General features: G+C 40.8%; 10 protein-coding genes and 1 riboswitch. Of the genes, 3 read left to right on the top strand and 7 right to left on the bottom strand.

Translation table 11 applies throughout. The annotated features are described in order from the left end of the window. Positions 1 to 8: 8 nt before the first annotated feature. Positions 9 to 380 (bottom strand): winged helix-turn-helix transcriptional regulator, encoded by a 372-nt coding sequence (locus ACTJJH_RS13330; RefSeq protein ID WP_017481483.1) that lies wholly within the window; start codon positions 378 to 380, stop codon positions 9 to 11. Positions 381 to 472: 92 nt separating this feature from the next. Between ACTJJH_RS13330 and ACTJJH_RS13335 the strand changes: the two genes are divergently transcribed. Further along, complete coding sequence (locus tag ACTJJH_RS13335; protein ID WP_440601270.1) at positions 473 to 1,009, top strand: NAD(P)H-dependent oxidoreductase; 537 nt, start codon at positions 473 to 475, stop codon at positions 1,007 to 1,009. Between the two features lie 39 nt (positions 1,010 to 1,048). Here ACTJJH_RS13335 and uca read toward each other — a convergent pair whose 3' ends face one another. The 5 genes from uca to ACTJJH_RS13360 form a co-directional block, all read right to left on the bottom strand. Beyond that, complete coding sequence (uca, locus tag ACTJJH_RS13340; protein ID WP_440601271.1) at positions 1,049 to 4,654, bottom strand: urea carboxylase; 3,606 nt, start codon at positions 4,652 to 4,654, stop codon at positions 1,049 to 1,051. Between the two features lie 2 nt (positions 4,655 to 4,656). Next, positions 4,657 to 5,310, bottom strand: a complete 654-nt coding sequence (locus ACTJJH_RS13345; RefSeq protein WP_000217380.1) for an urea amidolyase associated protein UAAP2 — start codon at positions 5,308 to 5,310, stop codon at positions 4,657 to 4,659. Between the two features lie 15 nt (positions 5,311 to 5,325). Continuing rightward, positions 5,326 to 6,066 (bottom strand): urea amidolyase associated protein UAAP1, encoded by a 741-nt coding sequence (locus tag ACTJJH_RS13350; protein ID WP_440601272.1) that lies wholly within the window; start codon positions 6,064 to 6,066, stop codon positions 5,326 to 5,328. A 28-nt stretch (positions 6,067 to 6,094) separates the two neighbouring features. Further along, a riboswitch (guanidine-I (ykkC/yxkD leader) is annotated at positions 6,095 to 6,190 on the bottom strand. Between the two features lie 186 nt (positions 6,191 to 6,376). Continuing rightward, complete coding sequence (locus ACTJJH_RS13355; RefSeq protein WP_017402877.1) at positions 6,377 to 7,540, bottom strand: zinc-dependent alcohol dehydrogenase; 1,164 nt, start codon at positions 7,538 to 7,540, stop codon at positions 6,377 to 6,379. A gap of 236 nt (positions 7,541 to 7,776) precedes the next feature. Then, entirely contained in the window at positions 7,777 to 8,727 is a 951-nt protein-coding gene (locus ACTJJH_RS13360; RefSeq protein ID WP_440601273.1) for a 3-hydroxyacyl-CoA dehydrogenase NAD-binding domain-containing protein, read from the bottom strand. Positions 8,728 to 8,929: 202 nt separating this feature from the next. Here ACTJJH_RS13360 and yddG point away from each other — a divergent pair, with 202 nt between their 5' ends. Together yddG and ACTJJH_RS13370 are read left to right on the top strand one after the other, a co-directional pair. Then, positions 8,930 to 9,862, top strand: coding sequence for an aromatic amino acid DMT transporter YddG (yddG, locus tag ACTJJH_RS13365; protein WP_440601274.1), 933 nt, complete (start codon positions 8,930 to 8,932; stop codon positions 9,860 to 9,862). 128 nt (positions 9,863 to 9,990) lie between these two features. Then, complete coding sequence (locus tag ACTJJH_RS13370; protein WP_440601275.1) at positions 9,991 to 10,422, top strand: SRPBCC family protein; 432 nt, start codon at positions 9,991 to 9,993, stop codon at positions 10,420 to 10,422. Between the two features lie 65 nt (positions 10,423 to 10,487). On the opposite strand, the gene ACTJJH_RS13375 is transcribed toward ACTJJH_RS13370, so the two are convergent. Beyond that, positions 10,488 to 11,042 carry a TetR/AcrR family transcriptional regulator gene (locus ACTJJH_RS13375; RefSeq protein WP_069122764.1) on the bottom strand — a complete coding sequence of 185 codons (555 nt, stop codon included), beginning with the start codon at positions 11,040 to 11,042 and terminating at the stop codon, positions 10,488 to 10,490. Positions 11,043 to 11,521: the final 479 nt, after the last annotated feature.

Here is an 11,521-nt window from a genome sequence, read left to right on the forward strand (position 1 = left end):
GGTCTTTTTTATTTGTTCTCTAGACTATAAGTAGAACCAATCATCGTATGTGCCCATACTGATAAAGACTCTAAAACAGGTTTAAAAGACTGGCCTAATTCGGTCATTTCATACACCACTTTAATCGGTGCTTTTTCACCATAAACAGTTCGAGAGATTAAGCCACTTTGCTCTAATTGTTTAAGTTGAAGGCTTAAGGTCATTTCTGTGATGGTGGGCATTAATTGATTGATTTCATTAAAACGTTTTGGCCCATCTTTTAGATAATACAAAATAACACCTTTCCATTTTCCACCCACCAAATCCATAGCCATACTGATATGACATGGATAGGTTTTTCCATTCATGGTGATTTCACATTTATTTTCAGTATTTGCCATTTTTAACGCCACCTATCAACTTTGATAGTTATTGTACACCCATACTATAAAAATTATAGTGACTATGATTTTTATAGCTACAAGGCATTATTATGGCTTTACTTATTTTGGCCCATCCCTACTACGCTCAATCAATTGCAAATAAAACGATAGTGAATGAACTTATAAAAACCTATCCGGACCTTGAAGTCCGAGATATTTTCCAGCTTTATCCAGACTATAAAATTGACGTCAGCGCTGAACAAGAAGCGTTGCTACGCCATGATACAATCATTCTGCAATATCCAATGTTCTGGTTTAATATGCCGGCAATTTTGAAATTATGGTTTGATGAGGTCTTTACTTATCAGTTTGCCTATGGCTCTCAGGGCGACAAATTAAAAGATAAAAAAGTCATTATTAGTATGACGGTCGGGCAAAAAGAAGCAAACATGGTGAACAACCAAGAAAACTTAATCGATAGCTTTTTAAAAGCGGTTCAACATTCAATTCAATATACTCAAATGCAGTTAAGCGGCACATTTTTGCTTTATGACGTATCGCCTTTATCGGGCAATCCAGAGTCTGCAATTAAGTTAAAAGCGGTTGAACATGGTCATAAAGTATTAAAGCATTTGACCGAAGCATAATATGAAAAGAGAGCATCAATATTGATGCTCTCTTTTGGTTTAAGCGACAGGTGCTAAGGTAAATAGCACTTGTCCTGTTTTTACGGTTTGACCTTTTTCAATGGTAATGGTTTCGACCTTCATACGTTCCGGCGCAATAATCGGAATTTCAATTTTCATTGCCTCAATTACCGCAAGGGTTGCGCCTTCTTCAACTATATCTCCCGATGCACATTCGATTTTCCAGATTGAGCCTGGCATGTGTGATTCGACTGCACAACCGCCTTCAGGGATCACCACGGTTTCACCTTCATCAACCGCATCAAGGCTTTCAGAGATATATTCTTGCAAGCCCGCTTCGTGCCAACGGCGGCGCTCAGCCTCAAAATTGGCTTGTTGCATGTCTTTAAAGGCTTGAATGCTGTCTTGATGTTTTTTTAAAAATTCGTTGTATTCTTTTAAGTTGAGCACACCATCTTCAATACGAAGTTGTAGACGGCCTGCCTTAAAGTCTTCACGCATTTGCAAAAGTTCAGTCTCAGAAACTTCATAAAACTTAACTTGGTCAAAAAAGCGTAATAACCACGGTTTACCTTCTTCGAAGTCGGCATTTTTACGATAACGACTCCACATTTGAGTGGTACGACCAACGAATTGATAGCCGCCCGGCCCTTCCATACCGTACACACACATATACGCCCCGCCAATGCCGACCGCATTTTCTGGTGTCCAAGTTCGCGCAGGGTTATATTTTGTGGTGACTAAACGTTGGCGTGGATCGAGCGGCGTCGCAACGGGTGCACCTAAATACACATCGCCTAAACCCATCACCAAATAGTTTGCGCTATAGACCACATCTTTAACCGCTTGCTTAGAAGCTAAGCCATTAATACGGCGGATAAACTCGACGTTATCTGGGCACCACGGCGCATCTGGACGAACAATTTGTGTGTAGCGCTCGGTGGCAAGTTGAGTTTGAGAATCTTCCCAAGCCAAAGGCAAATAGACCGTCCGTGAAGGCACCTGCATATTTTGAATGTCAGGTAATTCGGCTTCTGCTTGTTGAAATTTCTGTAAAAGTTCAACTTGATCGAGCTGGATTGAATCAAAATGAATTTGCAGTGAACGAATGCCTGGTGTTAAGTCGATAATGCCCCGAATGTTTTGATCTTTGACCCATTGCATGAGCGCATGAATACGGAAGCGTAAGTTTAGGTCGAGGACTAACTCACCATATTCCACCAATAAATAGCTATTTCCTGCTGGTCGATAGGTCACGCTTGGTAAGTCAGCTTCACCTTCTAAAGTGGCCAAAACCGCATCTTTTAAAGTATCGGGTTCTGCTTGAATGGCTGGGTTAAAATCGATCTGAGTTGTATCGGTCGTGTTTAAGCTTTGATGATATTTTTGATCAAGTGCTTTTGCTTGCGTGTAACTCACAGGTACAAATTTAACTTTATCACCTGCTTTTAGCTGCCCGATTTTCCAAAGCTCGGAATGAATCACTACTGCAGGACAGACAAAGCCGCCTAAGCTCGGACCATCCGGACCCAAAATAATTGGCATATCGCCAGTAAAATCAATTGCCCCAATCGCATAAGCGTTGTCGTGAATATTGGATGGGTGTAAGCCTGCCTCGCCACCGTCTTCACGTGCCCACTCAGGTTTTGGCCCAATTAAGCGAATGCCTGTCCGGCTTGAGTTATAGTGAATTTCAAACTCATTAGAAAAGAACGTATCAATATCTTGTTTGGTGAAAAAATCTGGTGCGCCATGTGGGCCATACATCACGGCAATTTCCCAGTTTTGGGTAAAGCTAGGAATTTGCGCTTGAGCTAAAGCTGTAGTCGATTGAGCGGAATATTCAGTAATCGTCAGCATATCGCCAATTAATAAATTACGGCCTGCATGGCCACCAAACTGCCCTAAAGTGAAAGTCGCCTGTGACCCTAAATACTCAGGAACATCGAAACCACCTTTCACACCTATATAGCTACGACAACCTGAACGAATGATGCCACATTTTAAAACTTGGCCTTTTTTCACATTGATGGTTTGCCACATCGGCACAAGTTCACCATCAAGTGTTGACGGCATATCACCGCCTGTAATGACAATTTGGCTATCGCAGTGAAACTTTAAAGTTGGCCCTTGCAAGGTGCATTCAAGCCCTGCGGTATTTGGCTCATTGGCTAAAAGGAGGTTTGCTACAGTTAAACTGAGTGGGTCGATGGCACCTGATGGCGGCACACCAACATCCCAATAACCTAATCGCCCTGTTACGTCTTGAATGGCAGTTTGAATGCCAGCCTGCAACACCTCAATTTTTTGAGTTTTCCATTCAAAGGTATTTAAAAAACGAGTGGTTTGAGTACCTAAAGCAAACACATCGCAAGCAATAATGTTTTGTAAATATTCCAGATTGGTTTCAATGCCTGCGACTTGCGTGTTGGCAAGACTAGCACCCATTGCCTCTATGGCTTGGTCCCGTGTTGCAGCAGTTACAATAATTTTGGCAATCATTGGGTCATAAAAAGACGACACCGTTGACCCTGTTTCTACCCATGTTTCGACTCGGGCTTGTGGGTCAAATTTAACATGCGTGAGTATGCCAGCACTTGGCTGGAACTGTTTAATTGGATCTTCGGCATAAAGACGAACTTGAATGGAGTGCCCTGTTGGCTCTAACTTTTCTGTTGGTGCTGACCAGTCACCGCTTGCCAAAGTAACCATCCATTCAACTAAGTCGACACCAAACACTTGCTCGGTCACGCCGTGCTCGACTTGCAAACGCGTGTTGACCTCTAAGAAATAAAATTCTTGGGTTTCGGTGTCCATGACAAACTCAACCGTGCCCGCCGAACGGTAGTTCACCGACTGCATGAGTTGAATCGAAACTTTTTGAAGGTAGTCACGTTGCTGTTCATTTAAGTGTGGCGCGGGTGTTTCTTCAATCACTTTCTGATTACGGCGTTGCACCGAACAATCACGCTCACCCAAGGCTAAAACTTGCCCTTGCCCATCACCAAAAATTTGTACTTCGATATGGCGTGCATGTTGTACAAATTTCTCTAAGTACAAACCTGCATCTTTAAAATTGACCTGCGCTAAATAAGATACGGTTTGGTAGGCATTTTTTAATTCAGTTTCATTCCAGACCAGACGCATACCAATACCACCACCGCCCGCGGTACTTTTTAGCATGACTGGATAACCAATACGAGCTGCCTCAAACAAGGCATCGGCTTCATCGGCAAGTAGTGAACTACCCGGAAGTAAAGGTACATTGCTTTTAATAGCGAGTTCACGCGCGGTATGTTTTAAACCAAAGTCGAGCATTTGGCTTGAAGTCGGCCCAATAAAGGCAATGCCTTGGCTTTCACATAAATCACAAAACTCGGCATTTTCAGACAAAAAACCATAACCAGGATGAATGGCTTCTGCTCCCGACTGTTTAGCAACCTCAAGGATTTTTTCAATATTTAAATAACTTTGATGTGTAGGTGCAGGACCAATCAAGAAAGCTTCATCGGCCAAAGTCACGTGTAAAGAATCACGGTCGGCTTCGGAGTAAACTGCAACCGAAGCGATCCCGAGTTTCTTAAGGGTGCGAATGACGCGACAGGCAATTGCACCGCGGTTAGCAATCAGAACTTTTTTAAACATGCTTACACCCCTTCCGCTTCACGGACAACCAATTGAATTTTGGTTGGGTTATAGGCATTACATGGGTTATTGAGCTGAGGACAATTGGAAATTAAAACAATTAAATCCATTTCCGCCCGAACTTCGACATATTTACCCGGGCCTGAAATTCCATCATCAAATTTAAGCTGGCCGTCTGGCGTAACAGGCACATTCATAAAAAAGTTAATATTTGGGCCAATATGACGGACATTTAAGCCATGCTTTTTTGCAATCGGATGTTTTGCCAAGGCATACATAAAATTGTTACGGCAACTATGCATAGGGTACGTTTCATGTGCATAGCGAACCGTATTACTTTCACAAGAACAGGCACCGCCAATGGTGTCATGGCGCCCGCAGTTATCATCATGAATAACGGCAATTGGACGGCCAAAGTTACTATAGAGCTTAGTGCCCTTTTCTAAATAAATCTGTTGATTGATGGCCAAGGTATCCATTGCGCTATAACGCTCAGTTGGATTTTCGGCACTCATAAACAAAGTATCGACCGCTTGGTTTCCCTCCAGATCAATAATTCGAAAATATTGGCCCTTTTTAACCTCGCACATCCACGCTTCACCCGCAGGACAAACTTCATTTAAAACTGCTTTTTCAAATGATTGTAAAACTGTCATGATGCTTCTCCTGATTTAAATATTGCTAAGTGCGTAGTAGCGGGCTGTGTTTTGAAAGGCACGCTGATTTTGCGAACATGCATCACGACAAATATCGTTGTCTGTTAGAGAGTTGGCTTTAAATAGACTGAGTTGAATATCAGCAGGTTGATAGATTAGGCTGGTGTCTAAACCATGCGGTGCAGCAGATAAAAATAGCAAACAGTCCATTTCAAAGCGCAGTTCAATGCTTTGATCAGTATTGTCAGAACTGACATAAGACAAAGCGCCGTTTTCGTCTGGCACAACTTTAGAAAATAGATTAACAGCGGCACTCAGGTCTTGACTGGCAAGTCCGTATTTACACATTTCAATGAGTAAGCTGTCTAAGCCGTTTTGGTACATATCATTGCGGGCATCTTGAAATGTACGCGTACCGAATTGCTTTTCAATTTGCTCAGGTCGGCTTGGGCCACAAAGCGCGTCATTCCAACCATGGTCATCATGAACAATGGAAGCCATCACACGGCCAAGGTCTGAATAGAGCACATTGGAAGCTTTTAAATAGGCGGTGTGTTGCCCTTTTAAACTGTCGGGCATGTTAAAACGTTCAAGCACATCGGCAGCATTTACAGAAAACAAAGAAACATTTGCCTGAGCGCCAAGCGATGTAAATCTAAGAATAGTTCCTTTTTGAATACGACCCGACCAGTGATGTCCGCCGGGTAAAAGTTCGGTCCAAATCGCCTGATTGTTATGATAACTTGCAGTGTTCATAGCTACTCCTGTCGGATAGTTTTAGACTTCCTCCCGGGCTTTTATCCCTCCGTGTAGTTCGCTAGGAACCGTGAACTCTCGGTCCAGTCATACTGTAAGTATCGGAACCCTAGATCACTTTTGATTGCTTAAGACTATGCAAAGGACATGCCAGCTTAGTATTACGTTTCTGGTTAAGAGTAATACTAAACTTGAGCCGTTTAGGTGCATTTAAGTTCAAAAATAAAAAGCTGCACTAAAAGTTGTGCATTTCAAAATAAAAAAGCCCCTTTCACTAAGAGGCTTAAAACTAAATTATAAGATTGAGAGTTTAAGGAAGCAGAATCACCTTACGGCAGTCCTCTTCTCTTTCATTAAAAATGCGGTAACCCTCTGCGGCATCTTCTAATTTCATTCGATGGGTAATAATCGTTTCAGGTGTTAATTCGCCACGCTCAATCAATTCTAACAGTTGCGGCAAATATTGATGCACATGGGTTTGGCCCATTTTAAAAGTCAGTCCTTTATCAAAAGCATCGCCAAATAAGAAACCATGAATTGGGCCTGCATATACACCCGGTACACTCACCACACCTCCACGACGAACTGCGGCAATACATTGACGAAGCGCTGCACCGCTTGAGCCTTCAAGCTTTAAATTGGTTAGGACAGTTTCAATCACACTGCCTTTTGCCTCGAAGCCAATCGCATCAATCACAGCATCGACACCGCGGTAATTGTCGGTATGTTGAATAATAAATTCAGCCGCATCGACTTCATCAAAATTAACTGGAATAGCACCGTATGTTGCCGCTGCATAGTTCAATCGATAGTCATTGTGATCGACCATAAATATCTTTTCCGCACCAAGCATTTTGGCACAAGCGGCGCTTAACAGTCCGACTGGACCAGCACCATAAATTGCAACGGTTGAGCCACGTTTCACTTGGGCATTGGTCACTGCTTGCCAAGCAGTCGGTAAAATATCAGTCAAGAAAAGTACTTTTTCATCTGACAGTGAAGTTGGCACTTTAAAAGGGCCTTTATTGGCTTTTGGCACACGCACATATTCCGCTTGCCCGCCCGGTACACCGCCGTAAAGATGGCTATAGCCAAACAAAGCTGCACCTGGTGGAATCTGCTTTTTATTAATGATTGCGCCGCGCCCTGTATTAGTTGTTTCGCAGGCAGCGGTTAGGTCTAGCTGGCAAAAGAAACATTCGCCGCAGGCAATCACAAAAGGAACAATCACTCGATCACCCTTTTTGACTGCGGTGACAGCTGGGCCGACTTCTTCAACCACGCCCATAAATTCGTGCCCAAAAATATCGCCCTGTTCGGTTCTAGGGATTTTGCCTCGATATAAATGTAAATCAGAGCCACAAATGGCTGTGGCAGTCACTCGTAAAATAATGTCATCCGGTTCTTGAATAATAGGGTCTGCTACTGTTTCTACTCGAACATCTTCTGCACCGTGGTAAGTTAGAGCGCGCATTTTATATTCCTCTATTTTCTGTGATGTCCTTTGATTATGAGGAGGCTTTCTTTACGGTTTGCAACGATTCTTACTCTTCACGTAAGGCATATAGTTCAAATGCAACGCGACAGAGATTTCAGTAACATTTAATGAATATAGGATTGTTTCAGCTAGGGAGTTTTTTATTATTTGCCCCAACAAAAAAGCCAATCATCTCTGAAATAAAATGATTGGCTCTACTTTAAGAGTTTGAATTAATCTAACTTAAGTTCTTGTCTAAGCTTTAAGATATCGACCAGACCTTTGTCTCTGGTTTGATATAAATCGATATCTTTATATTGATTTAAAAGCTGATTGGTTTCTACTTCCAACAACTCTGTTGTCTCATCTGAATGTTGAAATGCATGCATATCATTCCACCATTCTGTCATTGGTGGGCCTAAATGATGAATTGCTTCTTTAAAGCCCTTTTGGTTGGCAAGCTGCATATTAATGTAGGGGCCAAATAGTGCCCATCTTAAACCCGGCCCACTGGTAATCGCGACATCGACATCTTCGGCAGAGCACACACCTTGTTCAACCAATGAAAAAGCTTCTCGCCATAGCGCAGCCTGCAAACGGTTTGCGACATGCCCTTTTACTTCTTTATTTAAAACAATTGGATTTTTGCCCAGTTGTTTATAGAACTCAGAAGCCTGTTTTAAAATTTGAGGAGCTGTCAAATTACCGCCAACGATCTCGACCAAAGGTAAAAGATGAGGCGGATTAAAAGGATGACCTAATAAAATACGTTCAGGATGTTTGGCCTCTTTTTGAAAATCAGACACTTTTAAGCCCGATGAACTTGAAGCAATAATGGTATGTTCAGGACAATATGCTGTGATTTCTTGATACAGCTGTTGTTTTACATCGAGACGTTCAGGGGCATTTTCTTGAATAAAATCTACATCTGAAACTGCATCTTTTAAGTGATTAAAAATTTCCAGATGAAGCAGTACATCTTGCTGAGAATATGTGTGTTCCGCGTTTTGGTCTAAAGCCAATAAATCATTTAAATTTGCAGAAATTCTTTTTTTAAAGACCGCTTCATCTATAGGATATGGGTCATAGACCTTAACTTTAAATCCTTTATATAAAAATAAGGCCGTCCAACTTGCACCTATTACACCCGCTCCAACAACACCAACCGTTTTAATGACTTCCATATTTTCCTCGTACAAATGTTGTTTTATCCGAAATTTCTTTACTCATATGAATGCTAAATAAACATAGCAGATTCAACCAATCAATAAATTTAATTGTTTATATTTTATATAATTTGTCCTATATTCCTTAGCTTGAAAATTGATTCCTTTCATCTATATAGCTTCATCTTTTACCATTTTTTAAACGTTATTTACTGAATTTATGTCAAAAAATCTAGCAACATTGATTGGTTTAAGTGCCATTCTCATGTGGGCATCTCTGGTCGGTCTGATGAAGCAAGTCAGTGCCGCCATTGGGCCTGAGCTAGGTGTTACCTTTATTTATTCTTTAAGTGCGCTACTGTTGCTTGCTATTTTCAAAGTTCCAGATTTTAAGCAGATCTCTAAAAAATACTTAATATTTGGCACAATTCTATTCGTGGCTTATGAGGTGTGCTTTTCATTTGCGATTGCTTATTCTCAGACAGCACGGCAAGCAATTGAAATCAGCATTGTTAACTATCTGTGGCCGAGTTTAACGGTTTTAGCTTTTGTTATTTTTAAGGAATTAAAATTTAATTTCCTTATTATTTTAGGTCTAATGCTTTCAATTTTTGGCATTGTTTATATTCAAACTGGAAACGGTGATTTTAGTTTAAATAGTCTTGTCGATAATTTTCATAGCAACCCTCTGAGCTATATTTTGGCATTTGCAGGCGCCATCATTTGGGCTTTTTACTGTGTACTCACCAAAAAATTAAGTAATGGGCAAAATCCAATTTCCATTTTCTTTGTTGGTGTCGCGCTCACTCTCTGGCTCAAGCTGCTTGTCTCGGGGCACTTTGCTATTCCTTCAATGGATATTCCAACAGTCATGACCCTTTTAGTTGCTTCTGCTGCCATGGGTTTTGGTTATGCGGCTTGGAATATTGGCATCATTCATGGAAACATTACCGTGCTTGTGGTGGCCTCTTATTTCACTCCGATTATCTCGTCTATTTTGGCGATGTTTGTTTTACAAACTCAACTTTCAATGAACTTTTGGCAAGGAACAGCAATGGTGACGGCTGGTTCCTTTATTTGCTGGGTTTCAACCAACTGGTCTGTGATTCAGCCTTTCTTTAAAAAATTAATAAAAGACCAAAAAGCATTGTAGATTTATCGTAATGCTTTTTTCGGACTTAAGATAACTCCGACGAAGAAGAATTCCCCCATTACCCAAAGCATGCTAATATCCAAATTCTGACAATTACCAATGTCAAAATAATTTCTAGAGGGAATAAGATGTTAAAAACTCAAAAAATCAACATCGTACAAGAATTTGATGCACCCGTAGACAAGGTCTTCGAGACTTTAAGTGAGCATGAAAATCTAAGTAAACTTTTCGCTCCTGCTAAAGTGACTCGCATTAGCAATGGAAAAGACGCTCGTAATGGTGTTGGCTCTGCGCGCAAAATGTCTATTCCATTGACCCCTTCATTTGTAGAAACCAATTTAGTCTACAAAGAAAATGAACTGATTGAATATGCAATTACGAGCGGGATTAGCCCAATTAAAGGTCACCGTGGTGTCATGAAATTTACTGACTTGGGAAATAATCGTACTCGTTTGGATTACACCATTAGCTTTAAAGGTCGCGTACCATTTATTGGCCCTATCATTAAAGCCGCTCTACAAAATGGCGTGAGTCGCGGACTTAAAAAACTTAAGTTTTAATCACCACACCTCAAACAAAAAGCCCAATCACGGGCTTTTTGTTTTGATGACTATTGGGGTTATCTCTAAGACATCATTAATAAAAAATACTCTACTAACTTATCTTGCTCACCTGTCTGGTTTTTACTTAAAAGCTGAATCATTCCCCCATCCACTACAAACAAAAACATCCGTGCATCGTCAACTGAAGCCTCAGTTTTGACTGTTAAAAGCAGTTTATAAATTTCATTTACAAGCCAAGTTCTATATTCAATCGCAATGCGATAAGCCATTGGATAGAGCGTTTTAATTTCAAATATTGCCTTAAAGAGCAAATAATAAAGGCCATTTAAATTGGTATGTAGAAGGTAAATCTGCTTAAGTTTATCGAGCACCATAAGTTCATTGTAAGAATAGAGAATCGAAATTACCTTGTCTTTGAGGGCATCTTTTTGAAAAATGAGACACCTCTCAATGAGTCTTTCTTTTGAGTGAAAAGCATTATAAAAAGTAGCTTTTGAGGTTTGAGCTTCTGCAATAATTCGGTCGACCCCGACCTTGTTAAACCCATATTGTTTAAATAAATCTGTTGCCGTGTGAAGCGTTCGCAACGCTCGAAAGGAAGTTTGTAAATTTTTCATATATACCGCTTAAAATAATTTTTTGTTGTATGTGAAAGAGATAGAAATGCCGTCACTCTTAAAATGAGTGCTAAAAACAGGCATGCAAAAGCGGCACAAAAAATGGTGTGCTCGCCTATCTCGGTTTTATTCTTGCTATGTTTTAGTCGTAACGATGTTTAGGCGTAAAAACCTAGAGTCGATTAAACCGATTTACAGATTGTTTAAACGGTATAAATAGAGAGATTTTGGCAAAGGCCAAAAATTGAGAAGAATTAGTACGCATAGCGGACTCCTTTGGCTATAAAAGAAGTTTCACCGCATTACTGCTAAATAATGGTGGCGAAACGAAAGAGGGTTAGCAGACTGGAGCCAAAGAATCCAGCACACCCGAAGGTGTCCCTCTCCCGTCCTGAACTGCACCCCATAAGTTAGACTTTTAAAACTTATGAGGTGTGCTCTATGCCAATTCCGAAGCATTCAAAAGAGTTAAAATTAAA

Source organism: Acinetobacter sp. 22301, assembly GCF_052045285.1.
In the GTDB taxonomy this organism is placed as follows: Bacteria; Pseudomonadota; Gammaproteobacteria; order Pseudomonadales; family Moraxellaceae; genus Acinetobacter; species Acinetobacter pittii.